At 43.2% G+C, this 16478-nt stretch carries 9 protein-coding genes, 1 tRNA gene, 2 rRNA genes and 1 riboswitch; of the genes, 9 read left to right on the top strand and 3 right to left on the bottom strand.

Annotated elements, in window-relative coordinates:
* Positions 1-73 precede the first annotated feature (73 nt).
* Complete coding sequence (gene argH, locus JI723_RS19200; RefSeq protein WP_272580752.1) at positions 74-1450, top strand: argininosuccinate lyase; 1377 nt, start codon at positions 74-76, stop codon at positions 1448-1450.
* Between the two features lie 169 nt (positions 1451-1619).
* Here the strand turns inward: argH and JI723_RS19195 are convergent, their stop codons facing one another.
* Positions 1620-1952: a fimbrial protein gene (locus JI723_RS19195; protein WP_272580751.1), complete on the bottom strand. Its 333-nt coding sequence runs from the start codon at positions 1950-1952 to the stop codon at positions 1620-1622.
* Between the two features lie 797 nt (positions 1953-2749).
* Here JI723_RS19195 and oxyR point away from each other — a divergent pair.
* Complete coding sequence (gene oxyR / locus JI723_RS19190; protein ID WP_070927466.1) at positions 2750-3655, top strand: DNA-binding transcriptional regulator OxyR; 906 nt, start codon at positions 2750-2752, stop codon at positions 3653-3655.
* 57 nt (positions 3656-3712) lie between these two features.
* Here the strand turns inward: oxyR and sthA are convergent, their stop codons facing one another.
* The gene (gene sthA, locus JI723_RS19185; RefSeq protein WP_272580750.1) at positions 3713-5110 is read right to left on the bottom strand and encodes a Si-specific NAD(P)(+) transhydrogenase; all 1398 of its coding nucleotides are present in this window, start codon (positions 5108-5110) and stop codon (positions 3713-3715) included.
* A gap of 504 nt (positions 5111-5614) precedes the next feature.
* Here sthA and fabR point away from each other — a divergent pair.
* A complete protein-coding gene (gene fabR, locus JI723_RS19180) occupies positions 5615-6271 on the top strand; it encodes an HTH-type transcriptional repressor FabR (protein WP_070927470.1) in 657 nt (218 codons plus the stop codon).
* Between the two features lie 15 nt (positions 6272-6286).
* Positions 6287-6676 (top strand): YijD family membrane protein, encoded by a 390-nt coding sequence (locus JI723_RS19175; protein WP_140183100.1) that lies wholly within the window; start codon positions 6287-6289, stop codon positions 6674-6676.
* A gap of 131 nt (positions 6677-6807) precedes the next feature.
* Here JI723_RS19175 and trmA read toward each other — a convergent pair whose 3' ends face one another.
* Complete coding sequence (trmA, locus tag JI723_RS19170) at positions 6808-7905, bottom strand: tRNA (uridine(54)-C5)-methyltransferase TrmA (protein WP_272580749.1); 1098 nt, start codon at positions 7903-7905, stop codon at positions 6808-6810.
* Positions 7906-8114: 209 nt separating this feature from the next.
* Positions 8115-8236, top strand: a riboswitch (cobalamin riboswitch).
* Positions 8237-8313: 77 nt separating this feature from the next.
* Between trmA and btuB the strand changes: the two genes are divergently transcribed.
* The 5 genes from btuB (at position 8314) to JI723_RS19145 (ending at position 16430) form a co-directional block, all read left to right on the top strand.
* Positions 8314-10194, top strand: a complete 1881-nt coding sequence (gene btuB / locus JI723_RS19165) for a TonB-dependent vitamin B12 receptor BtuB (RefSeq protein ID WP_272580748.1) — start codon at positions 8314-8316, stop codon at positions 10192-10194.
* Complete coding sequence (murI, locus tag JI723_RS19160; RefSeq protein WP_337979978.1) at positions 10139-11005, top strand: glutamate racemase; 867 nt, start codon at positions 10139-10141, stop codon at positions 11003-11005. The genes btuB and murI overlap by 56 nt, the downstream gene beginning before the upstream one ends.
* Positions 11006-11468: 463 nt before the next feature.
* Positions 11469-13008 (top strand): 16S ribosomal RNA (locus JI723_RS19155).
* Positions 13009-13093: 85 nt separating this feature from the next.
* Positions 13094-13169 (top strand) — tRNA-Glu (locus tag JI723_RS19150).
* Positions 13170-13525: 356 nt separating this feature from the next.
* Positions 13526-16430: ribosomal RNA gene (locus tag JI723_RS19145) — 23S ribosomal RNA — on the top strand.
* The 16S and 23S rRNA genes sit together here with 1 tRNA gene alongside, the layout of an rRNA operon.
* Positions 16431-16478 lie beyond the last annotated feature (48 nt).

The raw sequence follows: 16478 nt of genomic DNA, 5'->3' as shown, positions 1-16478 counted from the left end.
AGTTGCAGGTAGTCAACATCCCTGTAGCTTAATGGATGAAGAGTATATTTTATCAATCAGATAGGGATCAATTATGGCACTTTGGGGTGGACGTTTTAGTCAAGAAGCCGATCAGCGGTTTAAACAATTTAATGATTCATTGCGCTTTGATTATCGCTTAGCACAGCAAGACATTATTGGTTCGGTTGCATGGTCAAAAGCGTTGGTCACTGTTGGAGTGTTATCAGCGGCGGAGCAGCAATCTTTAGAACAGGCATTGAATGAATTATTGCAAGAAGTTCAAGATAACCCTGAAAGTATTCTGCAAAGTGACGCTGAAGATATTCATAGCTGGGTCGAAGGAAAACTGATTGATAAAGTCGGTGATTTAGGAAAAAAACTGCATACCGGCCGTAGTCGCAACGACCAAGTAGCAACCGATTTAAAACTGTGGTGTAAAGATCAGGTTGCTTTGTTATTAGAGGCGGTTTCGGAGCTGCAAAAAGCCTTGGTTATCACGGCTGAAAATAATCAAGATGCGGTGATGCCTGGATACACTCATTTGCAACGTGCACAGCCAGTCACTTTTGCACATTGGTGCTTAGCTTACAGTGAGATGCTTGCGCGTGATGAAAGCCGTTTAAAAGATACATTGAAACGTTTAGATGTGAGCCCATTAGGTTGTGGCGCATTAGCTGGCACTGCTTATGATATCGATCGCGAACAGCTAGCGGGTTGGTTAGGATTCTCTGCTGCTACGCGCAATAGTCTCGATACGGTATCCGATAGGGATCATGTCCTTGAACTATTATCTGATGCCAGTATTGGCATGGTGCATTTATCGCGTTTTGCTGAAGATTTAATCTTCTTTAACAGTGGCGAAGCAGCTTTTGTCGAATTATCAGATAAAGTCACCTCAGGCTCTTCATTGATGCCGCAAAAGAAAAACCCAGATGCCTTAGAATTGATCCGCGGTAAATGTGGACGTGTACAGGGTGCATTAACAGGCATGATGATGACCCTTAAAGGCCTACCACTGGCATACAATAAAGATATGCAAGAGGATAAAGAAGGCCTCTTTGATGCACTTGATACATGGTTAGATTGTATGCATATGGCAGTTTTAGTGCTTGATGGCATTCAAATTCGTCGTAGGCGTTGTGAAGATGCGGCAAAACAAGGTTATGCAAATGCGACAGAGCTCGCTGATTATCTTGTTGCAAAAGGTGTTCCATTCCGCGAGGCGCATCATATTGTTGGTGAAGCGGTGGTTGCAGCTATCGCTCAAGGTAAGGCACTAGAAGAGATGGCTTTGAGTGATTTGCAAAAATTCAGTGACACCATCCAATTGGATGTCTATGAAATTTTATCATTGCAATCATGCCTAGATAAACGGCTTGCAAAAGGTGGGGTTTCTAAGGGACAAGTCCAAAAGGCAATTACAGAAGCTAAAATTCGTTTAGGGTTATAATGTTATTTTGGCATTGAATAAGTTAAACATGGGGGGGGAGAGAATTCTGCCCCCAATTCCACGAGTATACGCGTTAACGTTTAAATATATTTCATTTTATCTGTTTTCCACAAGACAATCTCGCTGTTGATTTATAATGACTCATCACATTCTGCATTTTCAGTGTTTTTTAAAGGTATTCTACTGAGAGCATTGCTAAATTTTTTGCTTTGTTTATCCATTGAAATTGATAAATCCCTCTATTATTCTCAAGTTGTTGCCAGCCAGTTGGTTGACTCTTTTGGATATTATGAATATTTGACGTTTTTATGGTGCTTGTACCGCTATCAAAGCAATTCAAATTAGCGCCGTTATTAGCAACGTTATAGCTGCATGGAGGAAATACAATAGTCGCTTTAAATGTAATTTTTCCATGACCTGTATTTGCTTGTACGTTTGTAGAAAATAATGATGTTGTTAACAAAATAAATGACAAAGCGGAAATGGTTTTTTTCTTATTCATAATATTAGACCTATATATTTTTCTGTAATGGGGATTTGTATTATTCCTTCAGTATTTGACGAAATGGATTATATAGATATAAATTTATTTTGAGTGTTAACTAACTTTAAAAAGAAAATGTGAGTAAATATATTAAAGAAAGATTCGTTATGTTTGTATTTAAGCATTCCCTCTATTAAGCATTATTTGGATTATGGTTCTAAAAATAACGCTTACATATATGCCTATGGCGTTACATGTTGACATCAATATGCCTTTGGGTGGTTTTATTTGCTGTTATTTTCGAACCTCTATACGGCTTGTTTAATTCGTTTAGCTAGGGTGAATATAACTGTTGCCAATTTGTTTTTAATGAAAACTAATAAATCAATGAATAAGATAAACATAATTTATCTGAATGTTACATTGGTTTTTTCATTATTAAATTTAAACTATGTCCTATAGCCTCATTTGTTTATTTAGGAATTGGAAGATATTTTAATTATCGATAATATAAAAATATGTTTATGTTATCGATAAGTAGTTATTACTATTTAGATATAAATAAAAGATGCCGCGTGTTCTATGTGTATATTATTTTGCCATGAATTTTAATATATTCGCTATACTTCTTGTTACCGTACCTTTCACCAAGGTATGATGACTATGCTAATTCATATAAAAAGTAGGCCTATTGTCGACGTAACGTACTAATTACGAGGTAATTTCGAACATTTAACTCTAATTGATAGTTAAAAGCATCAGAAACCTGCTATACTGATTGGCAGTTTATATTAATAAAAGATAAGGGCTGCAAAATGAACATTCGCGATCTGGAATATCTAGTGGCATTGGCTGAACATAAACATTTTCGCCGTGCAGCTGACTCTTGCCACGTGAGCCAACCAACATTGAGTGGCCAAATACGTAAGCTAGAAGAAGAACTTGGCGTCATGTTGTTGGAAAGAACCAGTCGTAAAGTTTTATTCACTCAGCAAGGTTTATTGCTTGTTGAGCAAGCCAGAACGATTTTAAGAGAAATTAAAGTCTTACAAGAAATGGCTGCTTTACAAGGAGAGAGCATGTCGGGGCCTTTGCATATTGGTTTGATCCCAACAATTGCTCCATATTTACTGCCATTAATTATTCCTGAGTTACATAAATTATTTCCTAAACTGGAAATTTATTTACATGAAGCACAAACCCAACAGTTATTAGCTCAGCTTGATAGCGGTAAACTTGATTGCGCAATTTTGGCTCAAGTCAAAGAAACTGATCCTTTTATTGTTGTGCCATTATTTGAAGAGCCGATGAAACTTGCCATTTATGAAGGACACTCATGGCGTGATCGTAATACTATTGATATGAGCGAGTTATCGGGTGAAAAATTATTAATGTTGGAAGATGGGCATTGTCTGCGTGACCAAGCGATGGGCTTTTGCTTTCAAGCAGGCGCTAAAGAAGATACACATTTCCGTGCTACCAGCTTAGAAACATTGAGGAATATGGTTGCAGCAGGCAGTGGAATAACATTATTGCCTGATTTAGCTGTACCCAACGAGGCATGTCGTGACGGGGTATGCTACTTAAATTGTATCCATCCCGAGCCTAAGCGTACTGTCGTGCTTGTTTATCGCCCTGGCTCGCCTTTACGTGGCCGTTATGAGCAGCTAGCAGAAGCTATTTATAATCTAATGAATAGTTATTATAGAAAGAAAATGTAATTGGCTTGGCGTATTGACATATTGCTGGGAGATCCCCAGCAATATGGTAGTTGAAGTTTAGAAAAGACGATTTAAACCATTCAATGCAGCTACACGGAAGGCTTCCGCCATTGTCGGGTAGTTGAACGTAGTGTTCACAAAATACTCAATCGTATTTCCTTCCCCTTTTTGCTCCATAATAGCTTGCCCAATGTGAATAATTTCTGCGGCTCTTTCACCAAAGCAGTGAATACCCAAAATTTGCAAAGTTTCTCGATGGAATAGAATTTTCAAACTACCCACATTCATACCTGCAATTTGTGCGCGTGCTAAATGTTTAAATTGAGCACGGCCCACTTCGTATGGGATCTTCATTGCAGTTAATTGCTGTTCTGTTTTACCAACAGAGCTAATTTCAGGAATGGTATAAATGCCAGTTGGTATATCTTCAACGAGGTGAGCATTGCCTAAGCCTTCAGTGATTGCTCGCGCAGCGATGCGTCCTTGGTCATAAGCCGCAGAAGCAAGACTTGGATAGCCGATAACATCACCAACTGCATAAATATGTTCATTGGAAGTTCGGTAAGCTTTATCAACTTTGATCAGCCCACGGCCATCTGCTTCGATACCAACATTGGCTAAGCCGAGTGTATCAGTATTACCTGTTCGTCCGTTGGCATACAGCAAACAGTCAGCTTTCACCTTTTTACCTGATTTCAAGTGAACAATAACGCCATCAGGAACACCTTCAATTTTCTCATATTCTTCATTATGGCGAATAACGACACCACTATTCCAGAAGTGATAAGAAAGCGCATCTGACATTTCTTGATCTAAGAAAGCAAGTAGGTGATCACGTGTATTAATTAAATCAACTTTGACACCTAAGCCTCGAAAGATAGAGGCGTATTCACAACCGATCACGCCAGCACCATAGATAATTACATGGCGCGGTTCGTGAGTTAAATTCAGGATCGTGTCGCTGTTGTAGATACGTGAGTGATTGAAATCAACATCAGATGGGCAATAAGGACGAGAGCCTGTTGCGATCACGATATTGTCTGCACTAAGAACATCACAGCTACCATCGGCGTAGCGTACGCTAACATGTTTTTCATCAATGAATGTTGCTTCGCCAGAGAACATTTGGCAACCATTACGTTCATAAAAACCTTGGCGCATACGTGTTTGTTGACTAATGACACTTTCAGCATGCTGAAGAATTTCAGAGAACGAGGAACGTAAGGAGCGTGAATTATCACTGTAGAGTGGATTTTGGTTAAATTCGATAATTCGGCTAACGGCGTGGCGAAGTGCTTTTGAAGGGATAGTTCCCCAGTGGGTACAACCACCGCCTACACTGTTATAGCGTTCAATGACGGCGACGTTTTTCCCTTGTTTCACTAGCCCCATGGCGGCGCCTTCTCCGCCAGGTCCGGAACCAATGACAATTGCATCAAAATGGATGTGTTGCATGAGGTAAGACCTGCTCTAAAAACAAAATGACAACATGATGTTAGCATATCCGTCGATTATTTACTCGCTTTACCGCTCACCTTTGAAATTATGCTGATTTAAATGTTAAATAACTTTAAGTTTTTTGGGGACATGTCTTACAAATTCAACCGTAGTAAAACAAAACACAGTTAATTGATAAAAAAGTAAAAAATTGCCGAAAAATGATTTGGTCAAAGTCTGAAAAACAGTAATCTGTAGGTCAAATCGCCTTTTCACTCAAACAGGCTAATAAATTTCAGGTATGCTAAATGGTAGTGGAGCTGAAGTTTTATTATTTTGATATACTCGCCATATAATTCAAGTTGTAGTGCTTTTTGTGAAGATAGGGTGAACGGTGTTCACTCGCTACTGATTATAGCCTTATATATGATCCTAGCGATTCATTCACTGATCACGTAGCTGCACTTTGAATTATTTAGAGTGTATCAATGGCTGTTTAATGACATAGAAATCAGGATCACCGTGAGCAATATTATTGGCGTTAGAGCAAAACAGAAAGAAAAAACTCGTCGTTCGCTCATTGAAGCCGCATTTAGCCAATTAAGTGCAGAACGTAGTTTTACAAGCCTAAGCTTGCGTGAAGTTGCACGTGAGGCTGGTATCGCACCCACTTCATTTTATCGCCATTTCAAAGATGTTGATGAATTAGGGCTGACGATGGTTGATGAAAGTGGCTTGATGTTACGTCAACTCATGCGCCAAGCGCGTCAACGCATTGCAAAAGGCGGTAGTGTGATCCGCACATCAATCTCGACTTTTATGGAGTTTATAGGTAATAACCCTAATGCGTTTAGGTTATTATTACGTGAACGCTCTGGAACCTCTGCTGAGTTTCGTGCAGCGGTGGCACGGGAAATCCAACACTTTATCGCAGAACTTGCCGATTACCTTGAACAAGAAAGCCGTATGCCACGACATTTTACTGAGCTACAAGCAGAATCCATGGTCACTATCGTTTTTAGCGCAGGTGCTGAAGCTCTAGATATCGATGAGGAAAAAAGACAGCATCTGGAAGAACGGTTAGTGTTACAGCTACGTATGATCGCGAAAGGCGCATATTACTGGTACCGCCGTGAACAAGAAAAACAAAATCAAACTGACCCCGACCTCACTAAATAATATAAAGGAGAATCAATGACGGAACACAATCGCTATGAGAAAAGCACATTACTACTCGCACTAGTGGTTGGCTTATCGACTCACGGAACTTTCTCTGCTCTGTTTAACTCCTTAGTAGAGTTTTCTATATTTCCGATTATTACTTTAATATTAGCAGTTTATAGCCTACATCAGCGTTACTTACATCATGCAATGCCAATGGGGTTACCTAAATTTGTCGTGGGTAACTTCTTTTTAGGTTTATTTGCGTACGCTGCGATCCTGCGTGTGCAGCACCCAGAAGTGGGTTCTAACTTTATTCCTGCAACCATTATTGTTGCACTAGCTTTGTGGTTATATACAAGCTGGAAAACACGCAAAAAAGAACAGCAGGAACTGGCTGCTGAAAATGAAGCTGAAGTTTAATTTGGTTAAAAAATTAGCTTAATAGAGAACGCCGTAATGTAAAACATTGCGGCGTTTGTTTATCTATACTCGTTATATTTCACATGACTGCCTTACGACAGCTTGAATTTTTTAGAGTATAAATTAAACAATTAACGGCGAGTCAGTAAAACACCGCTTTCCATATGATGGGTGTAAGGAAATTGATCAAACAACGCTAGCTTTTTCACTACATGAGTTTCATTTAAAACAGCTAAATTGTCGCACAAGGTTTCTGGGTTGCAGGAAATATAGAGAATATTGTCATATTCTTGTACTAATTTGACCGTTTTGTCATCTAAACCACTGCGCGGAGGATCAACAAAAATTGTATTACATTGGTAATCTCTAATATTGATACCGTCAAGTCGTTTGAATTCACGTACACCGCGCATGGCTTGGGTAAAATCTTCAGCTGACATTCGGATAATTTGTACATTATTAATGTGGTTAGCTGCGATATTGTATTGCGCTGCTGTGACAGAAGGCTTGGCAATTTCAGTGGCAAGTACCCGTTCAAAGTTTTGCGCTAACGCTAATGAAAAATTACCATTACCACAATAAAGCTCTAGTAGATCACCCGTCGAATTTTTTGTCGCAGCAATAGCCCACTCTAGCATCTTAACGTTCACTTGTGCATTCGGTTGAGTAAAACTATTTTCTACTTGGCGATAAATCATATTGCGACCGTTTATTGTCAAACACTCATCAACATAATCATTATCTAACATAATTTTTGTTTTTGATGCACGGCCGATAAGCTGAAGATCGAAACCTTCATTAGTGAGTTTTTCTTTTAATTGCTTAGCTGCTTCAATCCATTCATCGCCTAATTTCTTATGATATAGCAAAGAAACGATAAGTTTATTGCTTAGTGTTGAAAGGTAATCAATCTGAAATAATTTATGGCGTAGCAGCTCATTTTCTTTTATTAGTGGCAAGATTTTTGCCATAACATGATTAATGAGCTGACTTGCGACAGGAAATTGATCAATTCGAATGCGCTCTTTTGTTTCTTTATCAAACATGATGTGAAACAGGTCATCACCGTCATGCCACACTCGAAACTCTGCACGCATTCGGTAATGGGATTTTGGCGATGAAAAAATTTCAGGTTCAGGTGCGTTAAAAGGAGCCATCATAGCCTTTAAACGATCAGTTTTTTCTGCGAGTTGCTGCTCGTAGTTTTCAATATGTAAGGAGTTTGACATGTTTGGCTCCATATACTCGTTATACTTCAAGTTGCAGGGTTGTTGACTACGCTACGCTCGCCGAGTCATAGAGTTTATCTATGCTCCTGGTCTATCTTCACTTGTCGCCTACCTGCACCTCGAATTATTTAGAGTATAAAATAGTAAAATTCAGATCAGGAGCGAAATTGTAGGGAATGCGCTGCAGATGTCCAGTTTTCATTATCCATCCGTAGACACCAATTGCGATTCCTCATAGGATAATATGTAGAGTGAACAGGGAATTTGGTGTGAGTCCAAAACTGACGCGCAACGGTAAAAGTCCGATACCTGTCCACAACCTTTACCTCGCTTTGTTGAATATTTGCGCGGATCTTATATTCAGCCTCGCGGAATTTTAATTTAATTGATTTTCCGGGTGTTATCATAATGAATAATAATAAGTTGCTGCCGTTTTCGGTTGCTGCTGTGGCAGTGTTGTGTGGTATTTCTTCTCTGGCAAATGCAAAAAATCAATCTGACGAAATGGTGGTGACAGCTAACCGTTTTGAACAACCAATTTCATCGATATTAGCGCCTGTAACTGTAGTCACACGTGAAGAAATTGATCATTGGCAATCTAATACCGTGGTCGATGTATTGAAACGACTACCCGGTGTTGATATCTCACAAAGTGGTGGTATGGGACAACAAAGTTCTTTATTTATCAGGGGAACAGAATCCCGCCATGTTTTGGTTTTAATTGATGGTGTACGGTTAAACCAAGCAGGAATATCTGGGTCATCTGATCTTAGCCAAATTCCTATCTCATTAGTCCAAAAAATTGAATATATTCGCGGTGCGAGATCTGCCGTTTATGGTTCAGATGCTGTTGGTGGTGTGGTGAATATTATTACTCGCCGTGATAATGATGGAACAACATTGAATGCTGGAGCCGGTTCATATGGTTATCAAAATTATAACGGTTCAACTCAACAGAAAATTGGCGACAATACAACTGTAACCGCAGCGGGTGCTTATACCCACACAACAGGGTTTGATGTAGAAGCTAGAGGGATGACTGGCATGCATCCACAGCCTGATAAAGATGGTTTTCTTAATAAAACATTATGGTTAGGAGTGGAGCATCAGTTTTCATCTGAGGTATTAGCTTACGCGCGTGCTTATGGTTACGATAATAGAGCAAACTATGATAGTTATGACGATGGGGTATCACTTGTTGATACGCGTAAGCTTTATAGCCGTACCTATGAAACCGGCGTAAAATATCAACAGGGTAATTACTCCAGCTCTTTAATGGGAAACTATAGTCGGGTGAAAGACTATAATTATGACCCGCGTCATGGACAATATAGTCAATTTTCCAGCTTAGATGAATCCCAGCAATATAATTTGCAATGGGGTAATAGCTATCGCTTAGATAAAGGAAATATTAGTGGTGGTGTTGATTATCAATATCAAAATATTGAACCAGGCACTGCTATGGCGAATAAAAAAGAATCGGTAAAGACAACAGGGTTATATTTAACCGGCCAATATGCTCCAATTAACTCTGTTACAGCTGAAGCAGCGGTACGCGCAGACCATCATTCTGAATTTGATTGGCACACGACATGGCAATCAGGACTCAGCTGGGAATTTTATGATGGATATAAAATTATTGGTTCTTATGCCACAGCGTATAAAGCACCTAATCTAGGGCAGTTGTATGCGAACTCCTCCTCGGAATGGGGAACGACACTTGGTAATCCAAATCTTAAACCAGAAAAAAGCCAACAATGGGAAATGGGTTTAGAAGGCGTAACGGGCCCACTATTATGGCAATTCAATGCTTATCATAATGATATTGATAATCTAATTACATATAAATATGGTTACCCAATTTCTACCTACGAAAATATAGATAAAGCGAAAATCAAAGGAATTGAATGGATTGGGGAAATAGAAACGGGCATTTTCCAACATCAGTTAACTTACCAATATATTGACCCTAGAAATAAAGATACGGATCAAGTTTTGCTAAGAAGAGCAAAGCAGCAAGTAAAATATCAGCTTGATTGGACTATGTATCAGATGAATATGGGAATTACTTATCAATATGTGGGACAGCGTTATGATGTTGATGCATTAGGAAATCGTTTAAAAGTAGGCGGATATAGCGTTTGGGATATCACAGCTGCATATCCGATCACTTCACATCTCACAATTCGTGGTAAAATAGCTAACATGTTCGATAAAGACTATGAGACCGCGTATGGTTATCGCACCGCTGGAAGAGAATATTTCCTTACTGGAAGCTACAACTTCTAATCACAATCTATCTATTCGCCCGACCATTCTTGTGTTCGACTCAGGAGTGGGCGGGTTATCTGTTTACCGTGAAGTTAAAAAATTACTTCCTAATGCTCACTATATATATGTATTCGATAATGAAGCATTTCCTTATGGTGAAAAAAGTGAAGAGTTTATTATCGACAGGGTGTATCAGATTGTAGATGCCGTGGCAAAGAAACATGCTTTGACGATCACCATCATTGCTTGTAATACGGCGAGTACGGTCGGTTTACCAAACTTAAGAGCCCATTTTTCCTTTCCAATTGTGGGGGTAGTGCCAGCGATTAAGCCTGCAACTAAGTTAACCCGAAATGGTGTCGTAGGGCTGTTGGCAACAAAAGGCACGGTGAATCGTGAGTATACAAAAGAGTTAATAGCGCGATTTGCAACGGATTGTAAGGTAATTTCACTTGGTTCATCAGATCTTGTACAACTAGCAGAAAGAAAACTCCATGGTGAAAAAATACCATTAACTGAAGTTGCAAATGCAGTGAAACCATGGCTAAGAATGCCGGAACCACCTGATACCGTAATTTTAGGGTGCACTCATTTCCCATTACTTGTTGAAGAACTTGAACAGGTGTTAGCGAGTGGGACAAGATTTATTGATTCAGGAGCTGCAATTGCAAGGCGTACAGTTTGGTTGATCAGCAATCAAGCAGACGAGACAACTTCAAGTGAAGAAAAAGACTTTGCATATTGCTTATTAATGAACGATGAAGCGCAAGCATTACAGCCAGTATTAGCTGGTGAAGGGTTTGATTCGCTGGAAAAACTAGCGATTTAACTCAAATTTGATGGAATGCTGAGCAAACAGAAAAAAAATGCAAAAAAGGGGTTGCGTGATTTTCCTGACTCCCTATAATGCGCCTCCACTGACCGACGATGAGCCGACACGAAATGTGATGGCAAGCCCAAAGGGGATAACCCAAAAGGCATTACGAAGGCAGCGAGAGATTCTGAAAAGAATAAGCGAAAAAAAAGCTTGACTCTCGATGAGGAAAGCGTATTATACGCCACCTCGCGACAACGACCTAAACGGTTAATATCGAAAAATAAAGTCGCAACGCTCTTTAACAATTTATCAGACAATCTGTGTGGGCACTCACAAGACACTATCAAAAAATATTTGATTTTAAAGTCTTGAAGAGTGACTAACACGTTAATTCATATACATATGAACTAATAGGTAATCTGGTTTCTTCGGAAATCAGGCGACAGTAAAACATTCTTTGAGCATCAAACACTTTTAATTGAAGAGTTTGATCATGGCTCAGATTGAACGCTGGCGGCAGGCCTAACACATGCAAGTCGAGCGGTAACAGGGGAAGCTTGCTTCCCGCTGACGAGCGGCGGACGGGTGAGTAATGTATGGGGATCTGCCCGATAGAGGGGGATAACTACTGGAAACGGTGGCTAATACCGCATAATCTCTTAGGAGCAAAGCAGGGGAACTTCGGTCCTTGCGCTATCGGATGAACCCATATGGGATTAGCTAGTAGGTGGGGTAATGGCTCACCTAGGCGACGATCCCTAGCTGGTCTGAGAGGATGATCAGCCACACTGGGACTGAGACACGGCCCAGACTCCTACGGGAGGCAGCAGTGGGGAATATTGCACAATGGGCGCAAGCCTGATGCAGCCATGCCGCGTGTATGAAGAAGGCCCTAGGGTTGTAAAGTACTTTCAGTCGGGAGGAAGGCGTTGATGCTAATATCATCAACGATTGACGTTACCGACAGAAGAAGCACCGGCTAACTCCGTGCCAGCAGCCGCGGTAATACGGAGGGTGCAAGCGTTAATCGGAATTACTGGGCGTAAAGCGCACGCAGGCGGTTGATTAAGTTAGATGTGAAATCCCCGGGCTTAACCTGGGAATGGCATCTAAGACTGGTCAGCTAGAGTCTTGTAGAGGGGGGTAGAATTCCATGTGTAGCGGTGAAATGCGTAGAGATGTGGAGGAATACCGGTGGCGAAGGCGGCCCCCTGGACAAAGACTGACGCTCAGGTGCGAAAGCGTGGGGAGCAAACAGGATTAGATACCCTGGTAGTCCACGCTGTAAACGATGTCGATTTGGAGGTTGTGCCCTTGAGGTGTGGCTTCCGGAGCTAACGCGTTAAATCGACCGCCTGGGGAGTACGGCCGCAAGGTTAAAACTCAAATGAATTGACGGGGGCCCGCACAAGCGGTGGAGCATGTGGTTTAATTCGATGCAACGCGAAGAACCTTACCTACTCTTGACATCCAGAGAACTTAGCAGAGATGCTTTGGTGCCTTCGGGAACTCTGAGACAGGTGCTGCATGGCTGTCGTCAGCTCGTGTTGTGAAATGTTGGGTTAAGTCCCGCAACGAGCGCAACCCTTATCCTTTGTTGCCAGCGATTCGGTCGGGAACTCAAAGGAGACTGCCGGTGATAAACCGGAGGAAGGTGGGGATGACGTCAAGTCATCATGGCCCTTACGAGTAGGGCTACACACGTGCTACAATGGCGTATACAAAGAGAAGCGACCTCGCGAGAGCAAGCGGAACTCATAAAGTACGTCGTAGTCCGGATTGGAGTCTGCAACTCGACTCCATGAAGTCGGAATCGCTAGTAATCGTAGATCAGAATGCTACGGTGAATACGTTCCCGGGCCTTGTACACACCGCCCGTCACACCATGGGAGTGGGTTGCAAAAGAAGTAGGTAGCTTAACCTTCGGGAGGGCGCTTACCACTTTGTGATTCATGACTGGGGTGAAGTCGTAACAAGGTAACCGTAGGGGAACCTGCGGTTGGATCACCTCCTTACCATTGAAGTGTTTTTGTGAAGTGCTCACACAGATTGTCTGATAGAAAGTAGAGCAGCAAGCGCGTCTGCGAAGCAGAGACTGATGTCCCCTTCGTCTAGAGGCCTAGGACACCGCCCTTTCACGGCGGTAACAGGGGTTCGAATCCCCTAGGGGACGCCAATGCGCCGGTCATCGAGTGAAAGGCGATACCCCAATAATGATTAAGCCCATTACAGTGTAGTGGGTTTAACAATTATGCTCTTTAACAATCTGGAACAAGCTGAAAATTGAAAACAACGCACATTGTTTATCGCTTAAACAATGTGAGAGTCTCTCAAAAATCTCAACGTGAAGGTTTTCTTCAAAACGAACCGCGAGTGGCATGAGCGAGCAGTGTGAAATTCAAGGCGGACAGCGCACAGCTAGCGCAGCGTACATAGGTACGTGAGCATAGCGAGCACTGCCCAACGCAGAAGTTCACCACGCACAGCCATGACGCCTAAGTTCGTCTGAAACGAAACACTTTCGGGTTGTGAGGTTAAGCGACTAAGCGTACACGGTGGATGCCTAGGCAATCAGAGGCGATGAAGGACGTGCTAATCTGCGATAAGCGTCGGTAAGGTGATATGAACCGTTATACCCGACGATTTCCGAATGGGGAAACCCAGTGCAATCCGTTGCACTATCGTTTGATGAATACATAGTCAAACGAAGCGAACCGGGGGAACTGAAACATCTCAGTACCCCGAGGAAAAGAAATCAACCGAGATTCCCCTAGTAGCGGCGAGCGAACGGGGAGCAGCCCAGAGTCTTAATCAGCATCAGCATCAGGAGAACGGTCTGGAAAGTCCGGCAGTAAAGGGTGATAGCCCCGTATCCGAAGGTGTTGGTGTTGTGAACTCGACGAGTAGGGCGGGACACGTGTTATCCTGTCTGAATATGGGGGGACCATCCTCCAAGGCTAAATACTCCTGATTGACCGATAGTGAACCAGTACCGTGAGGGAAAGGCGAAAAGAACCCCGGCGAGGGGAGTGAAATAGAACCTGAAACCGTGTACGTACAAGCAGTGGGAGCACCTTTGGGTGTGACTGCGTACCTTTTGTATAATGGGTCAGCGACTTATATTCTGTAGCAAGGTTAACCGTATAGGGGAGCCGTAGGGAAACCGAGTCTTAACTGGGCGAATGAGTTGCAGGGTATAGACCCGAAACCCGGTGATCTAGCCATGGGCAGGTTGAAGGTTGGGTAACACTAACTGGAGGACCGAACCGACTAATGTTGAAAAATTAGCGGATGACTTGTGGCTGGGGGTGAAAGGCCAATCAAACCGGGAGATAGCTGGTTCTCCCCGAAAGCTATTTAGGTAGCGCCTCGTGAACTCATCTTCGGGGGTAGAGCACTGTTTCGACTAGGGGGTCATCCCGACTTACCAACTCGATGCAAACTACGAATACCGAAGAATGTTATCACGGGAGACACACGGCGGGTGCTAACGTTCGTCGTGAAGAGGGAAACAACCCAGACCGCCAGCTAAGGTCCCAAAGTCATGGTTAAGTGGGAAACGAAGTGGGAAGGCTCAGACAGCCAGGATGTTGGCTTAGAAGCAGCCATCATTTAAAGAAAGCGTAATAGCTCACTGGTCGAGTCGGCCTGCGCGGAAGATGTAACGGGGCTAAACCATGCACCGAAGCTGCGGCAGCGACATTTAGATGTTGTTGGGTAGGGGAGCGTTCTGTAAGCCTGCGAAGGTGTACTGTGAGGTATGCTGGAGGTATCAGAAGTGCGAATGCTGACATAAGTAACGATAATGCGGGTGAAAAACCCGCACGCCGGAAGACCAAGGGTTCCTGTCCAACGTTAATCGGGGCAGGGTGAGTCGACCCCTAAGGCGAGGCAGAAATGCGTAGTCGATGGGAAACAGGTTAATATTCCTGTACTGGTGATAATTGCGATGGGGGGACGGAGAAGGCTAGGCTATCCGGGCGACGGTTGTCCCGGTTTAAGGATGTAGGCAGGTGAATTAGGCAAATCCGGTTCACTCCATGCTGAGGTCTGATGACGAATCACTACGGTGATGAAGTAGCTCATGCCCCGCTTCCAGGAAAAGCCTCTAAGCTCTAGATTATCATTAATCGTACCCCAAACCGACACAGGTGGTCAGGTAGAGAATACTCAGGCGCTTGAGAGAACTCGGGTGAAGGAACTAGGCAAAATGGTGCCGTAACTTCGGGAGAAGGCACGCTGGCGCTAGGTGAAGTGGTTTACCCATGGAGCTGAAGCCAGTCGCAGATACCAGCTGGCTGCAACTGTTTATTAAAAACACAGCACTGTGCAAACACGAAAGTGGACGTATACGGTGTGACGCCTGCCCGGTGCTGGAAGGTTAATTGATGGGGTTATCCGTAAGGAGAAGCTCTTGATCGAAGCCCCAGTAAACGGCGGCCGTAACTATAACGGTCCTAAGGTAGCGAAATTCCTTGTCGGGTAAGTTCCGACCTGCACGAATGGCGTAATGATGGCCAGGCTGTCTCCACCCGAGACTCAGTGAAATTGAACTCGCTGTGAAGATGCAGTGTACCCGCGGCAAGACGGAAAGACCCCGTGAACCTTTACTATAGCTTGACACTGAACATTGAGCCTTGATGTGTAGGATAGGTGGGAGGCTTTGAAGTGTGGACGCCAGTCTGCATGGAGCCAACCTTGAAATACCACCCTTTAATGTTTGATGTTCTAACGTTGCCCCGTAATCCGGGGTGCGGACAGTGTCTGGTGGGTAGTTTGACTGGGGCGGTCTCCTCCCAAAGAGTAACGGAGGAGCACGAAGGTTGGCTAAGCATGGTCGGACATCATGCGGTTAGTGCAAAGGCATAAGCCAGCTTGACTGCGAGAGTGACGGCTCGAGCAGGTACGAAAGTAGGTCTTAGTGATCCGGTGGTTCTGAATGGAAGGGCCATCGCTCAACGGATAAAAGGTACTCCGGGGATAACAGGCTGATACCGCCCAAGAGTTCATATCGACGGCGGTGTTTGGCACCTCGATGTCGGCTCATCACATCCTGGGGCTGAAGTAGGTCCCAAGGGTATGGCTGTTCGCCATTTAAAGTGGTACGCGAGCTGGGTTTAGAACGTCGTGAGACAGTTCGGTCCCTATCTGCCGTGGGCGTTGGAAGATTGAAAGGGGCTGCTCCTAGTACGAGAGGACCGGAGTGGACGCACCACTGGTGTTCGGGTTGTCATGCCAATGGCATTGCCCGGTAGCTAAGTGCGGAAGAGATAACCGCTGAAAGCATCTAAGCGGGAAACTTGCCTTGAGATGAGTCTTCCCTGACTCTTTAAGGGTCCTAAAGGAACGTTTAAGACTAAGACGTTGATAGGCTGGGTGTGTAAGCGTAGCGATACGTTGAGCTAACCAGTACTAATGAACCGTGAGGCTTAACCTGACAACACCGAAGGTGTTTTAGAGAGATTGAGTTGTTTTTGAGTAGTGA

The sequence above is a fragment of the Providencia manganoxydans genome (assembly GCF_016618195.1).
Lineage (GTDB): Bacteria > Pseudomonadota > Gammaproteobacteria > Enterobacterales > Enterobacteriaceae > Providencia > Providencia manganoxydans.
Note: the sequence above shows the minus strand (reverse complement) of the source record. Positions and strands in the feature narration are given on the sequence as shown.

Bases quoted from the DNA above. Each gene is read 5' to 3' on its own strand.
- argH (WP_272580752.1), top strand. From the start codon at position 74: ATGGCACTTTGGGGTGGACGTTTTAGTCAAGAAGCCGATCAGCGGTTT.
- JI723_RS19195 (WP_272580751.1), bottom strand. From the start codon at position 1,952: ATGAATAAGAAAAAAACCATTTCCGCTTTGTCATTTATTTTGTTAACA.
- oxyR (WP_070927466.1), top strand. From the start codon at position 2,750: ATGAACATTCGCGATCTGGAATATCTAGTGGCATTGGCTGAACATAAA.
- sthA (WP_272580750.1), bottom strand. From the start codon at position 5,110: ATGCAACACATCCATTTTGATGCAATTGTCATTGGTTCCGGACCTGGC.
- JI723_RS19175 (WP_140183100.1), top strand. From the start codon at position 6,287: ATGACGGAACACAATCGCTATGAGAAAAGCACATTACTACTCGCACTA.
- trmA (WP_272580749.1), bottom strand. From the start codon at position 7,905: ATGTCAAACTCCTTACATATTGAAAACTACGAGCAGCAACTCGCAGAA.
- btuB (WP_272580748.1), top strand. From the start codon at position 8,314: ATGAATAATAATAAGTTGCTGCCGTTTTCGGTTGCTGCTGTGGCAGTG.
- murI (WP_337979978.1), top strand. From the start codon at position 10,139: ATGGTTATCGCACCGCTGGAAGAGAATATTTCCTTACTGGAAGCTACA.